The sequence below is a fragment of the Martelella lutilitoris genome (assembly GCF_005924265.1).
Lineage (GTDB): Bacteria > Pseudomonadota > Alphaproteobacteria > Rhizobiales > Rhizobiaceae > Martelella > Martelella lutilitoris.
Genome location: NZ_VCLB01000014.1, coordinates 23,511 through 42,288 on the forward strand (window position 1 = coordinate 23,511; position 18,778 = coordinate 42,288).

General features: G+C 63.0%; 17 protein-coding genes. 7 read left to right on the forward strand and 10 right to left on the reverse strand.

Annotated elements, in window-relative coordinates; translation table 11 throughout:
• Positions 1-4: 4 nt before the first annotated feature.
• Positions 5-556 (forward strand): DUF2975 domain-containing protein, encoded by a 552-nt coding sequence (locus tag FF124_RS20170; protein ID WP_187327022.1) that lies wholly within the window; start codon positions 5-7, stop codon positions 554-556.
• A 2-nt stretch (positions 557-558) separates the two neighbouring features.
• On the forward strand, positions 559-774 hold the full coding sequence (locus FF124_RS20175; RefSeq protein WP_138750284.1) for a helix-turn-helix domain-containing protein: 216 nt from the start codon (positions 559-561) through the stop codon (positions 772-774).
• Positions 775-812: 38 nt separating this feature from the next.
• On the opposite strand, the gene FF124_RS20180 is transcribed toward FF124_RS20175, so the two are convergent.
• From FF124_RS20180 to FF124_RS20225, 10 genes are all read right to left on the reverse strand, one after another.
• Positions 813-1,739, reverse strand: a complete 927-nt coding sequence (locus tag FF124_RS20180; RefSeq protein ID WP_138750285.1) for a carbohydrate kinase family protein — start codon at positions 1,737-1,739, stop codon at positions 813-815.
• Between the two features lie 63 nt (positions 1,740-1,802).
• Complete coding sequence (locus FF124_RS20185; protein ID WP_138750286.1) at positions 1,803-2,498, reverse strand: orotate phosphoribosyltransferase; 696 nt, start codon at positions 2,496-2,498, stop codon at positions 1,803-1,805.
• 256 nt (positions 2,499-2,754) lie between these two features.
• Positions 2,755-3,438 (reverse strand): phosphate regulon transcriptional regulator PhoB, encoded by a 684-nt coding sequence (gene phoB, locus FF124_RS20190; RefSeq protein WP_138750287.1) that lies wholly within the window; start codon positions 3,436-3,438, stop codon positions 2,755-2,757.
• Between the two features lie 32 nt (positions 3,439-3,470).
• Positions 3,471-4,184: a phosphate signaling complex protein PhoU gene (gene phoU, locus FF124_RS20195; RefSeq protein ID WP_138750288.1), complete on the reverse strand. Its 714-nt coding sequence runs from the start codon at positions 4,182-4,184 to the stop codon at positions 3,471-3,473.
• 40 nt (positions 4,185-4,224) lie between these two features.
• Entirely contained in the window at positions 4,225-4,992 is a 768-nt protein-coding gene (gene pstB, locus FF124_RS20200; RefSeq protein WP_138750289.1) for a phosphate ABC transporter ATP-binding protein PstB, read from the reverse strand.
• 35 nt (positions 4,993-5,027) lie between these two features.
• The gene (pstA, locus tag FF124_RS20205) at positions 5,028-6,356 is read right to left on the reverse strand and encodes a phosphate ABC transporter permease PstA (RefSeq protein WP_138750290.1); all 1,329 of its coding nucleotides are present in this window, start codon (positions 6,354-6,356) and stop codon (positions 5,028-5,030) included.
• Complete coding sequence (pstC, locus tag FF124_RS20210; RefSeq protein ID WP_138750291.1) at positions 6,353-7,843, reverse strand: phosphate ABC transporter permease subunit PstC; 1,491 nt, start codon at positions 7,841-7,843, stop codon at positions 6,353-6,355. The genes pstA and pstC overlap by 4 nt, the downstream gene beginning before the upstream one ends.
• A gap of 74 nt (positions 7,844-7,917) precedes the next feature.
• A complete protein-coding gene (locus tag FF124_RS20215) occupies positions 7,918-8,946 on the reverse strand; it encodes a substrate-binding domain-containing protein (RefSeq protein WP_138750292.1) in 1,029 nt (342 codons plus the stop codon).
• Between the two features lie 167 nt (positions 8,947-9,113).
• Positions 9,114-10,400, reverse strand: coding sequence for a phosphate regulon sensor histidine kinase PhoR (gene phoR, locus FF124_RS20220; protein WP_138750293.1), 1,287 nt, complete (start codon positions 10,398-10,400; stop codon positions 9,114-9,116).
• A gap of 39 nt (positions 10,401-10,439) precedes the next feature.
• A complete protein-coding gene (locus FF124_RS20225; RefSeq protein ID WP_138750294.1) occupies positions 10,440-11,717 on the reverse strand; it encodes a hypothetical protein in 1,278 nt (425 codons plus the stop codon).
• A 224-nt stretch (positions 11,718-11,941) separates the two neighbouring features.
• Between FF124_RS20225 and FF124_RS20230 the strand changes: the two genes are divergently transcribed.
• From FF124_RS20230 to xylA, 5 genes are all read left to right on the forward strand, one after another.
• The gene (locus FF124_RS20230; protein WP_138750295.1) at positions 11,942-12,703 is read left to right on the forward strand and encodes a DeoR/GlpR family DNA-binding transcription regulator; all 762 of its coding nucleotides are present in this window, start codon (positions 11,942-11,944) and stop codon (positions 12,701-12,703) included.
• Between the two features lie 243 nt (positions 12,704-12,946).
• Positions 12,947-14,101 carry an extracellular solute-binding protein gene (locus FF124_RS20235; RefSeq protein WP_187327023.1) on the forward strand — a complete coding sequence of 385 codons (1,155 nt, stop codon included), beginning with the start codon at positions 12,947-12,949 and terminating at the stop codon, positions 14,099-14,101.
• Positions 14,102-14,321: 220 nt separating this feature from the next.
• Positions 14,322-15,350 carry a LacI family DNA-binding transcriptional regulator gene (locus tag FF124_RS20240; protein WP_138750296.1) on the forward strand — a complete coding sequence of 343 codons (1,029 nt, stop codon included), beginning with the start codon at positions 14,322-14,324 and terminating at the stop codon, positions 15,348-15,350.
• 36 nt (positions 15,351-15,386) lie between these two features.
• Positions 15,387-16,844, forward strand: coding sequence for a xylulokinase (gene xylB, locus FF124_RS20245; RefSeq protein WP_138750297.1), 1,458 nt, complete (start codon positions 15,387-15,389; stop codon positions 16,842-16,844).
• Between the two features lie 76 nt (positions 16,845-16,920).
• Positions 16,921-18,231, forward strand: coding sequence for a xylose isomerase (gene xylA, locus FF124_RS20250; RefSeq protein ID WP_138750298.1), 1,311 nt, complete (start codon positions 16,921-16,923; stop codon positions 18,229-18,231).
• The last annotated feature ends 547 nt before the right edge of the window (positions 18,232-18,778 follow it).

Sequence of the window (18,778 nt, forward strand, 5' to 3'; positions counted from 1 at the left end):
GAAAATGAATTCGAACAATGCGGTCGCGCTTTCCAGATTATGCGGCCAGATGAAGCTCCTGACGCGGATCATTCAGGCTGGACTTGCAGCGATCCTCGTCTATGCGGCATGGTCGGCCTTGGCCCAACCGGAGCGGGTCGCCATTTGGCTTGGCGATGCGCTCGACATTGCCGTCGCCGTGACGCTGACGCCGGCAACGGGGCTGGCGCTCCTCACCCTTTTCGCGCTTTTTGCCGGCCTGTTGTTCTACGGGTTGCAGACCGTCTGGTCGCTGTTCGACAAGCTCCAGCATGACAGCCCGTTTTCCCATGAGGTCGCAGCGCTTCTGCGCCGCGCGGGCCTGATCGCGCTGGCCGGGGCCGTTGCCGGTCTCGTGCTGCAACCCGTGGCAACGCTTCTGGCAACGTTCGCCAACCCGCCGGGCAGCCGGACCCTGGCGATCGGGCTCGGCAGCGATCAACTGATGCTGTTCCTGCTCGCAGGGCTTCTGTTCGTGATGGGTCACGTGATGGTGCTCGCGACCGCAATCAACGACGACTATCAGCGTTTCGTCTGACCATGCCCATCATTGTCAATCTCGATGTTATGCTCGCCCGCCGCAAGATGCGGGCGAAGGCCCTTGCCGAACATGTCGGCATTACCGAGCAGAACATTTCGCTGCTGCGCTCGGGCAAGGTCAAAGGCGTACGGTTTGAAACGCTGGAGAAGATTTGCGAGGCGCTCGAGTGCCAGCCGGGCGACATTCTCGAATATCAGCCGGAGGACACCGGCTGATCATATTTCATCAGAAAAGCGGAAAGCCGTGCGAAATGTCAGAGTCCGATTTCATGCGCATAGGGCGGGTTGGCCCCCGCGCGAGAGACGGTGACGGCGGCAGCCTTGGCGCCAAGCGCCAGCGCGGCGGCGATCGCTTCGGGAGCAAGCGTCCCGATCTTCTCCTTGGTCAGGAGACCGGCGATATCAAGCGAGGCCAGAATACCGGCATCGAACGTGTCGCCCGCCCCGACGGTATCGACCACCGCGACCTTTTCGCTCGGCACCTCGACCTTGTGCTCGGCGGTGTAACCGATCGCGCCATCCGCGCCACAGGTGATGACGACGAGGCTCGCGCCGGCCGTGATCCAGTGGCGGGCCTTCTCGTCAAGCGAACCCTCAAGGCCGAACCAGTCGAGATCTTCATCGGAGAACTTCACGATATCCGATTTCGCCGCCATCCGCTCGATCCGGGCCCGGTGGCTGTCGGGATCGGTGATGAAGGTCGGGCGGATATTGGGGTCGAGCGAGATCACGCGCTTGTCCGCTTCGCGCATCAGGAGCGCCTCATAGGTGGAGCCGCAGGGCTCGGGAATGAGGCTGATCGCGCCGAAATGCATCGCCGTGCAGTCATCGCCGATTTCGGGCAGGTCATCCTTTGTGATCATTCGCCCCGCCGTGTTCTCGTCGTAAAAGGCGTAGCTGGCCGAACCATTGACCAGCTTGACGAAGGCGAGCGTCGTCGGACGGTCCGACACGGCGACATAGCTGTGATCGACCTTCGACGCATCCAGCTTTTCACGGATGATATCGCCCATCAGGTCGGAGGAGATGCCGGAGAAGAAGCCCGTCTTGCGGTCGAGCCGCGCAAGCGCGACCGCCGTGTTACAGACCGCACCGCCCGCGTAAGGCGCAAAGGCGGGCTCGCCCTTGTCCGTCTGGCGCGGCAACATGTCGATCAGGGCTTCTCCGCAGCATAAAATCATCGTCTTCTCCCAATTCCTTTTGGCGTCCATGCGAGAGGACGCACCCCACCGGCTCTTGCGTCCTCAGACGATCAGTTCCTCAAGCCCGCCGCGCGCCCGCGACCAGTCCATCGGATGATCGAGAAAGGCGCCGACCGCATCGAGCGTCGCCTGATCGGCGAGCCCTTCCTTGCGCGCGATCGCAAGCACGTCCTTCCAGGTGGCGATATAATGAAGGTCAACGCCGCCCTCGCGGAAACGTTTCTCCGCTTCGCCGAAAATTCCATAGTAGAACAATGCCATGCCGTGTTCCACCACGCCGCCGGCCGCGCGGATGGCATTGATGAAGTTGAACATGGAACCGCCGGCCGTCGTCAGGTCCTCGATCACCAGAACCCGCGCGCCCTTGGGCAGGTGGCCTTCGATCTGCGCGTTCTTGCCGTAGCCCTTCGGCTTCTTGCGCACATAGATCATCGGCAGTTCCAAGCGATCCGCCAGGAAGGCGGCGAAGGGAATGCCGGCCGTCTCGCCGCCCGCCACACAATCGAATTTCTCAAAGCCGGCATCGGCGAGCACCCGGGCGGCGGCGAAATCCATCAGCGTGGAGCGGATGCGCGGATAGGAAATCAGCTGCCGGCAGTCGATATAGACGGGGCTGACCAGGCCGGAGGCAAGCTTGTAGGGCTCGTCAGGCGAGAAATGCACCGCGCCGATTTCCCACAGCATGCGCGCCATCAGATCGCCCATCACCGCGGGTTCCGCGAAACTTGCTCTGCTCATCTCAAAAATCCTCTTGTGCTGCGGCTTTTCGGGATGCGGGGAGGTGGCATCCCTGAAAAGCCCTCTTGCCGGCGCGCATATCGGCCGACGGCCGCCCTCAGTCCAATTGGACAATCGGGCGTGAAAAATCAATCGCCGCAGATCTGTTTCAACAGAGCCGAACGGCTGACCGGCACAGCATAGCGCAACCGGATAGACCCGCAATGACGGATATTAAATCGTTTAGAAAATCTTTTCGGCTGCTTCGTGGACGCAGCTAGACTTCCATCGAATAGCCCGCGCCGCGCACGGTGCGAATGACATCCGGCATCTGCGAGAAGTTGAGCGCCTTCCTGAGACGGCCGACATGCACGTCGACGGTGCGTTCATCCACATAGATGTCATGGCCCCAGACCCCATCGAGAAGCTGGGCGCGGGAGAACACCCGGCCGGGCGAGGTCATCAGGAATTCCAGAAGCCTGAACTCGGTCGGGCCGAGACGGACTTCGCGCGTCTTTCGATGCACCCGGTGGGTCTCGCGATCAAGCTCGATATCGCCGCATTTCAGCACGCTGGAAAGCACTTCCGGACGCGCACGCCGCAGGATGGCTTTCACCCGCGCCATCAGTTCCGGCGTGGAGAACGGCTTGACGACATAATCGTCGGCGCCGATCGCGAGACCCCGCACCCGCTCGCTCTCCTCGCCGCGCGCCGTCAGCATGATGATCGGCAGGCGTTCGGTCTCCGGCCGCATTCTCAGGCGGCGGCAAAGCTCGATGCCGGAAACGCCGGGCAGCATCCAGTCGAGGAGAAGCAGGTCGGGCACCCGCTCCTGAAGCCGGATTTCGGCCTCGTCGCCGCGCATGATGGTTTCGACCTCATAGCCTTCCGCTTCGAGATTGTAACGCAGCAGAACGCTGAGCGCTTCCTCGTCTTCAACAACTGCGATTTTCGGAACCATAGGACGTATGTCTCCCTTGTCTCAAAAGGCCTTTAAAGATCATCGGAACCGACGGCCGGGGAATTGTCGTCCTTGGGACGCTCTCCCTGCGGCTGGGAGCCGGTGGCGATGTAGTAGATCATTTCCGCGATATTGGTGGCGTGGTCGCCGATGCGCTCGATATTCTTGGCGCAGAACAGAAGATGCGTGCACGAGGTGATGTTGCGCGGATCCTCCATCATGTAGGTCAGGAGTTCGCGAAACAGCGAGGTGTAGATCGCGTCGATCTCGTCGTCGCGCTCGCGGATGGAGCTCGCCTTGTCGGCCTGGCGCGATGTATAGGCGTCCAGCACCTCCTTCAGCTGCAGGAGCGCCAGCTCGGACAGATGCTCGATGCCGTGGGCAAGCTTGCGCGGCACCCCGGAGCCCTGCACCGAGATCACCCGCTTGGCGGTGTTCTTGGCCATGTCGCCGACGCGCTCGAGATCGGATGCGATGCGGATCGCGCCCATGATTTCGCGCAGGTCAGCCGCCACCGGCTGACGGCGGGCGATGATGACGACGGCTTTCTCGCCGATCTCGCGCTCCGCCTCGTCAAGCACAAGATCGTCCTTGATCACCTTTTCGGCAAGCTCGGTGTCGGTGTTGACGAGTGCCGAAACCGACTCGCTCACCATCTCCTCCGCCAGGCCGCCCATTTCGGAAATGCGGCGCTGGAGATATTTCAGCTCGTCATCGAATGCCGTCAGAATATGCGAGGGGGCCATGTCTGTTCCTTCCTTGGCGTGAGCGTGCGGCAACCGCCCCTCAGCCGAAACGTCCCATGATGTAATCCTGGGTGCGCTGGTCCGCGGGATTGGTGAAAATCGTGTCGGTGCTGTTCTCCTCGACCATATGACCGAGATGGAACATGGCCGTGCGTTCGGAAACGCGCGCGGCCTGCTGCATGGAGTGGGTCACCATCACGATGGTGTAGTTTTCTTTCAGCTCAGAGATCAGTTCCTCGACGCGGGCGGTCGCGATCGGGTCGAGCGCCGAGCAAGGCTCATCCATGAGGATCACTTCCGGATTGACGGCAATGGCGCGGGCGATACACAGCCGCTGCTGCTGGCCGCCGGAAAGGCTGGTGCCCGGCTCGTGAAGCCGGTCCTTCACCTCGTTGAACAGGCCCGCCTTGACCAGGCTGGTCTCGACGATCTGGTCGAATTCGCTGCGGTGGCGGGCAAGCCCGTGGATGCGCGGCCCGTAGGCGACATTCTCGTAGATCGATTTCGGGAATGGGTTGGGGTTCTGGAACACCATGCCGACGCGCGCCCTGAGTTCCACCACATCGATCCCCGAGGCATAGATGTCCTCCCCGTCAAGCGTGATCGTGCCGGTGACGCGACAATTGTCGATCGTGTCGTTCATGCGGTTGAGCGTGCGCAGGAAGGTCGACTTGCCGCAGCCCGACGGACCGATCAGCGCAGTGACCGCGTTTTCGCGGATGTTCAGGCTGACATCGAACAGCGCGCGTTTCTGTCCGTAATAGACGGATACCGCCTGGCCGGCCATCTTGTAGGTCGTGTTGCTCATTGTCTGTTTCCAAGTCTTTTCGCGTTCGCCATGGCCTATCTGCGTCGCTCGAAACGTCGTCTCAGGATGACGGCCGAAATGTTCATCAGGATGAGGAACGCCAGAAGCACGATGATGGCGGCGGAGGTGCGTTCGACGAAGGCCCGCTCCGCCTCCCCCGCCCACATGTAGATCTGAACGGGCAGCGCCGTTGCCGGATCGAGCGGGCTTGCCGGATAATCGGCGACGAAGGCGACCATGCCGATCAGAAGCAGCGGCGCGGTTTCGCCGAGCGCCTGGGCAAGGCCGATGATCGTTCCCGTCAGGATGCCGGGCATGGCCTGCGGCAGGACGTGGTGGAACACCGCCTGCATTTTCGAGGCGCCGACACCAAGTGCCGCCGACCGGATGGAGGACGGCACGGCCTGCAGCGCCGCGCGTGTGGCGATGATGATCGTCGGCAGCGTCATCAGCGTCAGCACAAGGCCGCCGACGAGCGAGGCGGAGCGCGGCAGCCCCAGAAGCCCGATGAACACGGCAAGCCCCAAAAGGCCGAAAATGATCGAGGGAACGGCCGCCAGATTGTTGATGTTGATCTCGATGATATCCGTGAAGCGGTTCTTCGGCGCGAATTCTTCCAGGTAGATCGCCGAGGCAACGCCGATCGGCAATGCCAGAAGCAGAACCACGCCCATCATGTAGAGCGTGCCGACAAAGGCGACGCCGATGCCGGCCGATTCCGGGCGGCTCGACGCGCCGTGGGTGAAGAAGCCGGTGTTGAAGGACTTTTGCATGAGGCCGAGCGCCTCAAGCCTTTCCATCCATTCAAGCTGACGATCGGAAACGCGTCGACTTGTCTCCGGCACGGAAAGGTCGATCTGGCCCTTGTTGGCCGAGTCGATGTCGGCCGACGCCAGAAGCCGCACATTGACCGTTTCGCCGATTACCGCAGGGTCCTTCAACACGACGTCGCGCAATTCCACCCGGCTGGAGCGGGAGATCATCCGCATCGCCTCGCGCATTTCGGGACCGTTTGCCGGGCTGATTTCCAGCGTTTCGGCAAGCGCCGCCTCGACCAGTTCGGGATAGTCAGCCGTCAGCAGCAGGCGGGGATCGTCTTCCCGCGCGCCCTCGGGATCGATGACGGCGGCATCGAAGGTAATGGGCAGAGTGATGGTCGTCTGCTCGAAGGCGGTATAGCCCTTGCCGACAACGGAGAACAGAAGGGCAGCGAGGAAGAAGATTCCGGCCGAGATCGCGAACATGCCGTAAAGGCGGAAGCGGCGTTCGGCGGCATGGCGGCGCCTCAGCCCCTTGCGCCGCGTTTCCGCCGGTTGCCGACGGCTTTCCTCCCGCTCGGTCGCTGTGCTGAATGTCTCGGTCATTCATACTGCTCCCGGTATTTGCGCACGATGTAAAGCGCGTAGACATTGAGGCAGAGCGTGATCACGAACAGCGTCAGGCCGAGCGCAAAAGCGACCAGCGTCTGCGGCGTGTCGAACTGCAGGTCGCCCGTCAACTGGTTGACGATCTTGACCGTGACGGTCGTCATTGGCTCCAGCGGGTTCAACTGCAACTGCGCGGCAACGCCTGCGGCAAGCACCACGATCATCGTCTCTCCAATCGCGCGCGAGGCGGTCAGGAGAAGCGCGCCGACGACGCCGGGCAAAGCCGCCGGCAGGACCACGCGCTTGATCGTTTCCGAGCGCGTGGCGCCGAGAGCAAGCGAGCCCTTGCGCAGGCTGTCCGGCACCTGGCTGATGATATCGTCCGAAAGCGAGGAGACAAAGGGAATGAGCATGATGCCCATGACCACGCCGGCCGTCAGCACCGACTGCGCCTCGATGAAATTGCGGTAGCTGCCGGTGAAAAGCCCGTTCAGTTCCGCCGAGATGTCGCGCAGCAGCGGGCCGACAGTGACGAGCGCGAAAAAGCCGTAGACGATGGTGGGGATGCCCGCCAGCACCTCCAGCAGGGGCTTGGTGAGCGAACGCAGGCGCTGGCCTGCATATTCCGACATGTAGATCGCCGCATAAAGCCCGACCGGCACGGCAACCGCCATGGCGACGAGGGAGATGTAGAGCGTCCCGGCGAGAAGCGGGATCAAGCCGAACTGCCCGGACGAACCGGCCTCGCCGGCCGCGGCAAAGCGCGGATCCCAGACCGTGCCGAAGAAGAAATCCGCCGGCGGCACGGCGGAGAAGAAACGAAGCGTCTCCGTCAGCATCGACAAGACGATGCCGACGGTTGTGAGGATCGCGATGGTGGAGGCGAGCAGCAGCGCGGCAAGCACGGTCTGCTCGACGCGCCTGCGCGCTGCAAAGGCAGGCCGCACTGAACGGTAAGCAAGTCCCAGCGACACCAGGGCGAGCGCGAGAACCGCCGCCGCCATCGCCGCGTTCGACAGTGCCGAAAGCGCGTTCAGCCTTTCGGCGGACGTAAGGACGAAGGGACGCGGTGCGGCGGCAAGCGGAATGCCGCGCTCGGCCAGCACGGCGCGCAGCGCGCCGGCATCCTCGTCGACCCGAGCGCGCGCTTCTTCCGGCAATTGCCTGAGGCCATAGGCAACCGAGACGACGGTATTATAGACGAGGTTCTGCGCCGCCGCCGGCTGTTCCTTCACGCTTTCGGGGAAGCCGGTGCGGATTTCGGCGCCGATGATCAGCGGACTTGCCACCATCCAGGCCGCCATCAGCAGCAGCGCCGGGGCAACGGCGGCGATCGCCGCGAAGCTCGCGTGATGGGCGGGCCGTGAATTGAGGCGCGACAGGCTTTCGCCGGCGAGCGCATAGGCTTTCGCCCGCGCCGAGAAATAACCGGCAACGCCAAGCGCGATTACAAGCGCCAATATGATCAAAAAGACATGCGTCATATCGATCCAGACCGTCCGGGCAGTTCCGGACACTTGATTGCGGTCGCCTCAGACTTTCGGGCGGCGACCTTCATTTATTGCAGCGCGGCCTCGAAGACCGCCAGCATCTCGGCGCGCTGTTCTTGCGACGCCGGCACAAGGCCATATTCGGCAAGCGGGCCGTAGGGCCCTGCCATGCCGTCCGACAGGAAGAATTCAACATAGTCCTTCAGGCCCGGGATAGCTCCGACATGGGCCATCTTGACGTAGAAGAACAGAGGCCGCGACACCGGATATTCGCCGGTCCCCACCGTTTCGGCCGTCGGCGTCACGCCGGAAATCTTGGCAACGTTCAGCTTGTCGGCATTGTTGTCGTAAAAGGACAGGCCGAAAACGCCGAGGCTTTCCCGGTCGGAGACCACGCGCGCCAGCGTCTCGGTATAGTCACCGTCAATGCCCGGCGCCCGGCCATCCTTGCGAACGGCGATGCAGCGGCTCATGCCCTGCTTTGCGCCGAAGTTTTCCCTCAGATAAGGCAACGCGCCCGCCTGCTCGCAGCCGACGGCCAGAACCTTCTCCTCGAACACCTCGCGCGTGCCGTGCTTTTCACCGGGAATATAGGCCTTGATCTCTGTGTCGGGCAGCGCCGGATCGATCTCCGACCAGCGCGTATAGGGATTGTCCACGAGTGTGCCGTCGATCACGAGTTCGGCAGCGAGAGCGCGGTAAAGATCGAGCGGCGTCAGGTCCATGGCGGGCATGGAGGCATCGGTGGCGAAGACGATCCCGTCATAGCCGAAGGCGATTTCAGCGATCCCGGTCACGCCGTTCTTCGCGCAGGCCTCGATCTCGCCCGGGCGGATCGGCCGCGATGCGTTGGCGATATCGATGGTGCGCGGACCGACGCCCCGGCAGAACTCCTTCAGGCCGGCCGAAGAGCCGCCCGATTCCACGATCGGCGTCTTGAAGTCGGGAAAGATCTCGCCGAAAGTCTCGGCGACGATCTTGGCGTAGGGCAGAACGGTCGACGAACCGGCGATCTGGATCTGATCTCGCGCTTGCACCGGGCCGCAGGCAAGAAACGCGGCGAAAACCGCAGCGGCCGGCATTACGAATAGCTTCATGACGCGTCCCTTGCGGGTTACCTGTTTGCACCGTCTCGAGCGATGCCTGGTCCGTCTCCGCCGCGAACCGGCGAAACCGGACAGCCCGGTTTTATGTCATTTTTGATTCAGTTTTATGACAGTTCAGACCATTGTTTTTATGACGTTTTTAATAAGCGTCGACGGAGTCAGAATCGCACCGTGAATGTCGTGCCCTTGCCAACCGCGGACTTGACCACCAGCCGCGCGCGATGGCGGGTGAGGATATGCTTGACGATCGCAAGCCCCAGCCCAGTGCCCTTCTTCGAACGGCTGTCGGCAACCGAAACCCGATAGAAGCGCTCGGTCAGGCGCGGCACGTGTTCGGCGGGAATACCGGGGCCGTAATCGACGACGGAGACCTCCGTTCCGCCGTTTTCGAGCGGCTTCAGATAGACGTCGACCCTGCCGCCCTCAGCGCCGTATTTGCAGGCGTTCTCGATCAGGTTCTCGAACACTTCGACCAGTTCGTCATTGTCGCCGTTCACTATAACCGGTTCTTCCGGCAGGAACAGATTGATGGCGACGTCCAGTTCCTCGGCAAGCGGCAGAAGGCTGTCGCGCACATGTTCGAGCAGCGCGTTGAGCTTCACCTTCTGGTCCGGAGAAAGATGGGCCTTGGCCTCGAGGCGGGACAGCGACATCAGGTCGTCGACAAGCCGGCTCATGCGGGTCGCCTGGTCGAGCATGATCGGCAGGAACCGCTCCTGCGCCTTGGCATCGTTCTTGGCCGGGCCCTGCAGCGTTTCGATATAGCCACGCAGCGAGGCAAGCGGCGTTCTCAGTTCATGACTGGCATTGGCAACGAAATCGGAGCGCATCCGGTCGATCCGCCTGGCCTCGGAAATATCGCGCAGGATCAGCATGAAAACCGGCCTGCTTCCCTCTGTGTCGGCGACGGGGGCCACCCGGACGAGATAGACGCGTTCGGACGGCAGGCGCTCGGAATATTCAATCTGGTTGGAGCGGCCATTGGCGAGCGTATCGCGGATGATGTCGAGCACGCCCGGCGCGCGCATGCGGGCCGAGATGTGCGATCCGAGCGGGAAACTCCCAAAAGTGCTGCCGGCCGAGCGGTTCTGGAACAGCACGGTTCCGTCTGCGGCCAGAAGATAGATTGCCAGGTCAATTTCGTCGAGAAAACGCGGCAGGTCGCCGAAATCGATCCGTCCCTCGCCGGGTTCCGATACTTCGTCCGGCGTTTCTGTTTCATCCCCTGCGGGCACGGCGCCGATGAGGGCCGCGATCGAAACGGCAAGCCAGCCAACAGCCACAGCCGCTGGCGGGGCGAGGCCGAAAAAGAAGGCGGAAACGGCGACGACGGCGGCAACCACAAGGACAAGCCGCGCGGCCAGTGCCCGGGCCGCAATCGCCCTAACCGTCTCGTCCACCCTTTTCACCTGATTCCCTCGAATTCTCTGCAAGTAGCGTTGCATATACGTCTTTTGTGACAGGAATATTCAACGCTGCAAAACTCAGTCGGCGAACTGCGCACGGATTGCGAAGATGTCGAGCGGCGCGCCCCCGCCGCTGAGATCGCTCGAGATCATCAGCCGCGTCGGCACCACGCCGCCCCGGCTCGGATCGAGCAGGACCACGAGGCTTTCGCGATGGGCGCTCGGGGTGAACCGATGGCGCTGGCAGCCGTCGATCGTGCCGTCAGCGCAGTAGATGCCGACCTGCTGGCCGCCGCCGTCCGGCGCCAGCACGCTGACCTCGACCAGCACCGGCCCTTCCTCAAGCATGCCCCTGACCGCCGTCGGCAGGGCGACGGTTACCGCGCCGGCATCGCCCGTCGCCTGCGATGCGATCTCGACGGCCGGCAAACTATCGACCGTGACATTGGCCATGGCCGCAGCAGGCCCCGGAACGAGGCCGTTCGCACCGCCCGGCTGGAACACCGCGGTCCAGCTGGATGCGCCCTCGAAATCTTCCGCCTCGATCAGCGGCGCGGGATTGGGCACGGCGGTATCGAGCGTTTCCGGGTTGAGGGCGAAATTGGAGGTGACGACCCACCATCCGCCGAACAGCAGGAAGGCGAGGACGACGACGGCGATCAGCGCCCGGGCGAAAAACCCGCGTTTGCGCGGCGGGCGCTCCGTCCGTTCCGGGCGGCGAGCCTTTTGCTTTTTCTTCGGGCGCTTCGGCTTCGAAGCCTTCAGCGTCTTGCCGACCGGCCGGCGCTCCTCGGCTGCGGCCGTGATATCGTCGATCGCGGAAAACTCTCCGGCGTCGAGATGGCCGCTGTCCTTGCGATCCTCCGGAGAAACCGCGAAATCGGCCTCGGTGAAATCGGCGTCCCGTCTGCTATCGGGCTCCACGACCGGGCTTGCGGGATAATCGAAATGCGCCTGCGGTTCCGTATGAAACGCCATGTCTTCGATCTCGGGTTCGCCCGGCTGCTCCGGCTCGAAGGAAGGCTCCCGCTCTTCCGGCGGTTCGGCGGAGCTACGGCGGCTCGAACCTTCCGGCACACGACCGACGGCGAAGGGATCATCAAACACATCGGGACGCGGCTGGCGCGCGGCGCGCGCTTGCCGCGCGGCTTCCGCTTCCTCGCGCTCGATTGCGGTAATGATCTCGTCGAGCCGGCGACGCTGGCGGCCGATCGCCTTGGAATCCGTGATGCCCTGTTTGGCAAGGCCGCTTTCCAGCGCTTGGCGCGCGGACTGGTAAATCCGCGCACGTTGGTTGGCATCCTCCCTGTCGGTGCTTTCCAGCGCTTTCCTGATGGCTTGTTCCAGTCCGCTCACAATTTCATCCCGTCACGTTTCATGAGGCGCTCAAAACGCTATTGACAGTGTTTCCCCCGTCCGATCAAGGCAAAACAGCGAATGCCGCCTTTGGCGAGGCAATAGCCTCTTCGACCGGTGTTCAACGCCTGACAGCCTCAAAGCGTTGCAAAAGCGCGCGAAAAATGTCTCCCTTGCGGCCAATGTGCCCCATCATCGGCATGGGGACAAAGCCTGAGGAAACAATGTCGCAAACTTTTCGCCTCGACGACCTGATGCAGATGGCCCGCACCGAAGGCCGGATCGTGGCCGAGGACGCCGCAAAGCGCATGGGCGTTACGGTGCAGACGATAAGGCGCGATCTCCTGAAGCTTGCCGAGGCGGGCAAGCTCACCCGCGTCCATGGCGGCGCGGTTCTGGCGTCGGGCACCAGCAATATCGGCTATGCGGACCGGCGTGCGCTCAACACCGCGGAAAAGGCGGCGATCGCCGCCGCCTGCGCGGCCGAAATTCCCGACAATGCCGCGATCTTCATGAATATCGGCACGACCACCGAAGCCGTCGCCCAGGCCCTTCTCGGTCATCGCGGCATTCTGGTTGTCACCAACAATATCAATGTCGCCAATACGCTCGTCGCCAATCCGGACTGCGAGATCGTGGTCGCCGGCGGGCAGTTGCGGCGCACCGACGGCGGCTTGGTGGGAACGCTTGCCAACCGCATTGTCGATGAATTCAAGTTCGACCTCGCCATCATCGGCTGTTCGGCGATGGACGCGGACGGCGACCTTCTTGATTTCGACATGCTGGAGGTCGGCGTCAGTCAGACGGCCATCAGACGCGCGCGCAAAACCTTCCTCGTAGCAGACCACACCAAGTTCACCCGCTCCGCTCCGGCCCGGATCGCCTCGCTTGCCGACATAGACACATTCTTTACCGACCGGCCGCTCGATGCCGCGCTCACCGCGCGCTGCAAGGCCTGGAACACGCGGGTCGTCATTGCCGGTTGAGCCCTTCACGAAACCACCGGAATGTCCGCCCGAACGCCGGCGAGGGAACAAACCGGCCCCTGCCCGCTTTGATAGCGTAAGGAGCGGCCTGCCGCCCGCCAGAACGCATGCCTTTGGAAACCGACAGCTGTCGCGCCGCCCTTGAGCGCATCGGCCCGAAAACCGGAACCGGTTTTCGGAAAGCACGATGCGTCGATTGAAGAGGTTGGAGCAGTCGCACGGCCAAGACGCGGAGCGCGAGACTTGACAACAAAACTGAAGGGCCTGACCTGGAGCCACCCGCGCGGCTATGCGCCGCTGGAGGCCGCCGCCCGCAAATGGCAGGAAAAGACCGGCACCTGTATCGAATGGGGCAAGGGCAGCCTGCGGGATTTCAGCACCATTCCCGTCGATGAACTGGCGCGGGACTACGATCTCCTCGTCATCGGCCACACGCATCTGGGACGCCTGACGCGCGACGGCTCTTTGCTGCCGCTCGAGATCGAGGGCCGCGAAGGCGCGCGCCGCGAGATCGAGGCGGGCGCCATTGGCCGGACCTGGCGAGCCTATCATTACAGGGGCCGACAATGGGCCTTCCCGATCGATGCCTCCGCCGAGGTCATGGCCTTCCGCCCCGACCGTCTCAGCGAGCCGCCGGCCGACTGGCGTGCACTGATGGGTCTCGCCGAAGAAGGCAAGGTCCTGTTGCCGCTGCGGGCGCCGCATGCGCTGATGGTGTTCTTCACGCTTGCCGCCGCGCTCGGGACGCCCTGCCGGACGGAGGCCAACGGTCCGCTGATCGACGATGACGAAGGCATCACGGTCTATGAACACCTTGCCGAGCTGGCAGCCTTCGTGCCGGAAGACAATCTCGCGGCAGATCCCGTCGCCGTTCTAGAGATGCTGTCGGCTGGCGACACCGACGCCGTCGCGGCGCCGTTCATCACCGGCTATCAGAATTATGCGGTCGCGGGCTTTCGCGCCAACCGGCTTGCCTTCACGGACGTGCCCGTGATCAAGGGCGAAGGCCCTGCCGCTTCGGCGCTCGGGGGAACGGGAATCGCGATCTCGGCGCTCTGCCGCCATGCCGACGCGGCGCTCGATTTCTGCCAATGGGTCGCAAGCGGTCCGGTCCAGTCCTCGCTCTATGCCAAGGCCGGCGGCCAGCCCGCCCATGTCGCCGCCTGGGACGACGAGACCGTGAACGCGGCCTCCGGCAATTTCTACCGCGACATCCGCGCTGCCGTCGAGCGCGCCTTCTGCCAACCGCGTCACGACGGCTATGCCGGCTTCCAGCAGGAGGCCTCCGACGTCATCATAGAGGCGCTTCGCACCGATGCGCCGGCGATCGCCGTCATCGGCCGGCTCAACAAACTGTTCGAGGACAGTTTTCCAGGCGCGCGCTCCTCTGCTTTATGATCTATGCTGCGCCGAGGATCGCGCCGCAGCCTTTGCATGTGTCAATTATATGGCCTCGGCTTGCCCGGAAACTTCTGATTTCACGGGAATTTCATCAAATCGATGATTTTTGATTTACGTACATCATTCTTCGCGCTATAGTCCGCCCAACGATGGCCGCAAAGGTCTCGGGCGGAGCCGTTCGGCTCCGGTGAGGAGCGAAACAAACCAGGCGGACACGATGCGCCCCACCGTACATGATATCGCTGCAGAGGCAGGCGTGAGCCTTGCGACCGTCGATCGCGTGATGAACGCACGCCCCGGCGTCAGGGAAAAGACCAAGGCCAAGGTGGAGCAGGCGATTGAAAAGCTCGGTTATGTGCGCGATGTCGCGGCCGCCAACCTTGCCAAGGGGCGGACATACCCCTTCACTTTCATTCTGCCCTGCAACGAAAACGCCTTCATGGGCGAATTGCGCGACGCCGTGCTGCAGGCCAACGAGCGCGGCCGCATCGAGCGCACGCAGATCACCATTGTCGACGTGCCGGCCTTCGACGCCGAGGCGCTGGCCGAGGCCCTTGTCGCAGCGGGCGAGAGCAATCCGGCCGGCATCGCCGTCGTCGCCATTCAGGCCGATCCGGTGCGCGCGGCCGTGCGCAAGTTGACCGACCGGGGCATTCCCGTGGTCACCCTCGTTTCCGATCTGGAAGACAGCACCCGCGATCATTATGCCGGCGTCGACAACCCGGCGGCCGGTCGCACCGCGGCCACCCTGCTGGGGCGCTTTCTGTCCAGGCAGAAGGGCACGATCGGCGTGCTTGCCGGCTCGCTTTCGGTGCGCGACCACCAGAACCGCTTTTCGGGATTTTCCGAGATCATGGCGGCGCATTTTCCGGAGCTTTCCATCCTGCCGCCGATGGAAGGCCGGGATGATTCGGCGCTCGCCCGCAAACTGGTTTTTGAAGCGATCGAGGCCCATCCGGACATGATCGGCCTCTACAGCCTCGGCGCGGGGAATCGCGGCCTGATCGCGGCGCTGGAAGAGGCCCGGGCAAAAGGCCGCGAACTCGTCACCATCGCCCACGAGCTCTCCGCCCACTCGCGCGAGGCGCTCGAAACCGGCCTCTTCGACGTCGTCCTCAACCAGGATGCCGGCCACGAGGTCAGAAGCGCCATCCGCGTGCTGAAAGCCAAGGCCGACGGCCTTGAGGTGATCGCCGCCCAGGAACGCATCCGTATCGACATATTCATCAAGGACAATCTGCCGTGAACAGGCAGCAACAGAACACGACAATGGAGGAAAGACATGTATCTCGGGCTTGACCTCGGCACCTCCGGCCTCAAGGCGATGCTGATCGACGAGAACCAGAAGGTGATCGCCAGCGCCGACGCGCCGCTCACCGTCCAGCGCCTGCATCACGGCTGGTCGGAGCAGAACCCGGCTGACTGGATCGCCGCCTGCAAGATCGCCGTTGGCCGCCTTGCCGAACGCCATCCGGCGGAACTTTCCGCCGTCAAGGGCATCGGCCTGTCAGGCCACATGCACGGCGCGACGCTGGTCGATGCGACGGGCGAGGTTCTCAGGCCCTGCATCCTGTGGAACGATACCCGCTCCTATGTGGAAGCCGCGCAGCTCGACGATGATCCGCGCTTCCGCGCGATTACCGGCAATATCGTCTTTCCCGGCTTCACCGCGCCGAAGCTCGTCTGGGTGAAGAAGAACGAGCCGGAGACCTTCGCCAAGGTTGCCAAGGTCCTGCTGCCGAAGGACTATCTCCGCTTCTGGCTGAGCGGTGAATATATTTCCGAAATGTCGGATTCGGCCGGTACCGCCTGGCTCGATACGGCAAAGCGCGACTGGTCCGACGAATTGCTGGCAGCAACCGACCTGAAGCGCGAACAGATGCCCGCCCTTGTCGAGGGCTCCGAGGCCGGCGGCACGCTGAAACAGGCGCTCGCGTCGGAATGGGGCATGACCGGCCCGGTCGTGGTTGCCGGCGGCGCCGGCGACAATGCGGCATCGGCCTGCGGCATGGGCACGGTCGCCGATGGCGCGGCCTTCGTCTCGCTCGGCACGTCCGGCGTGCTGTTTGCCGCCAATGATCGCTACAGGCCGAAGCCCGAGAGCGCCGTGCATGCCTTCTGCCACGCCCTTCCCGGCACCTGGCACCAGATGGGCGTCATCCTCTCGGCCACCGACACGCTGAACTGGTACGCCAAGGTGACGGACAAGAGCCCGGCCCAGCTTGCGACAGAGGTCGGCGACACGCTTCAGGCCCCGGGCGACGTGACCTTCCTGCCCTATCTTTCCGGCGAGCGCACGCCGCACAATGACGCCGCCATTCGCGGCGCCTTCATCGGCCTTGCCCATGAAAGCGACCGAGCGGCGATGACCCGCGCGGTGATGGAGGGCGTCGCCTTCGCGCTGCGCGACAATCTCGAGGCTTTGCGGTCTGCCGGCACCGAGCTTTCGCGCATCACCGCCATCGGCGGCGGTTCGCGCTCGCGCTACTGGCTCAAAGCGGTGGCGACCGCGCTCAACCTGCCGATCGACATTCCCGCCGACGGCGATTTCGGCGCGGCCTTCGGCGCGGCCCGTCTCGGCCTTCTGGCCGCGACCGGGGCCGACCCGCTTGCCGTCTGCACCCCGCCGGAAACGGCGGAAACCGTTGACCCGGAGACGGCGCATACCGCCGCCTTCGAGGAGGCCTATCAGCGTTTCCGGGCGCTGTATCCGGCCATCAAGACCCTTTCCGGAGAATGACGCGAAGAGCGGGCGTCCGCCAGGACGGATCCCGCGCCTCCGCGGATAATGACAACCCCAACAGGGAGTATCCAAGATGAGCACCGGCTTTTTCGGCGACATCAGCAAGATCCAGTATGAAGGCCCCGAAAGCGAAAACCCGCTTGCCTTCAAGCATTACAATCCCGACGAAATCGTCATGGGCAAGCCGCTGAAGGAACATCTGCGCTTTGCCATCGCCTACTGGCATTCGCTGGCCTGGGAAGGCGGCGACCCCTTCGGCGGCCGCACCTTCGACCGCCCGTGGTATGACGGCGGCATCGAAAAGGCCAAGCTGAAGGCCGATGTCGGCTTCGAACTGTTCTCCCTGCTCGGCGCGCCCTACTACTGCTTCCACGACGTCGACGTCCGCCCGGAAGGCACGAGCTTCGCCGAAAACACCAAGAACCTGAACACGATCGTCGACTATCTCGGCGAAAAGCAGGAAGAAACCGGCGTCAAGCTGCTCTGGGGCACCGCCAACCTCTTCACCAACCGTCGCTTCATGTCGGGCGCTGCCACCAACCCGGATCCGGACGTCTTCGCCTTTTCGGCTGCAACCATCAAGACCTGCATGGATGCCACCGCAAAGCTCGGCGGCGAGAACTATGTCCTTTGGGGCGGTCGCGAAGGCTATGAAACCCTGCTCAACACCGACATGGGCCGCGAACTCGACCAGATGGCGCGCATGCTGCACATGGTTGTCGAGTACAAGCACAAGATCGGCTTCAAAGGCTCGATCCTCGTCGAACCGAAGCCGCAGGAACCGACCAAGCATCAGTATGATTACGATGTCGCCACGGTTTACGGCTTCCTGCAGAAGCATGGTCTCGAAAAGGAAGTGAAGGTCAACATCGAGCAGGGTCATGCCATCCTCGCCGGCCACACCTTCGAGCACGAGCTGGCGCTCGCCCGCACGCTCGGCGTCCTCGGTTCCATCGACATGAACCGCAACGACTACCAGTCCGGCTGGGACACCGACCAGTTCCCGAACAATGTTCCGGAAATGGCGCTGGCCTATTACCAGGTTCTGCTCAACGGCGGCCTTGGCACCGGCGGCACCAACTTCGACGCCAAGCTGCGCCGTCAGTCCATCGACCCGGCCGACCTGCTTTATGGTCACATCGGCGGCATGGACAGCTGCGCCCGCGGCCTGAAGGCTGCTGCAAAGATGGTTGAAGATGGTGCCCTGCAGAAGCCGCTCGACGAGCGTTATGCAGGCTGGGAAAGCGAAACCGCCAAGAAGATGCTCGCCGGCGAAATGACGCTGGAAGACATCGCCGCCATGGTCGAGAAGGACGGCATCAATCCCGAGCCAAAATCCGGCCGCCAGGAATATCTGGAAAACATCGTCAACAAATACGTCTGATCCAAAGTCGGATTTGAGCGAAAACGCTTAACCTCCGCCATAGGCGGAGGTCAGCCTGCCAAGGCCTGTTTTGAAAAGCAAAGAGCCTGCCCCATTCTCCGTCACCCCGGCTCCGGGCCGGGGTGACGGATGAGGGCGAAGCGAGTTTTGATTACACGGACCTCCGCCACAGGCGGGGTTTGAAACGACCTATACACCCGGTCAGGTATTATGTGTCTCTCTACGACGTGATGCACTATCGAGCCGCTTCGTCCGGTGCTTGCTGGTCCGAAAAACGTGACATTCGCGGCCGGGGTTAGTGTATGTTTTTCATTCATAGAGCTCCGATGCTGACGCATCTTGCCGTCATTTCAGACATGACGACCTCTCGCCCTTCATCCAGAACGCGTCCAGCCCTCGTCCAGGCAGAAACTCTTTTTGGAATTAGGCTGTGTGGACGGATTTGATGAGGTTGAATGCTGCAGCGATTGACACGATGGCTGAAAAGTTGCGTTTGGTTTTCTCGCAGCGCAGAGCCACCCGTTTGAAGCGCTTGAGCTTTCCTACA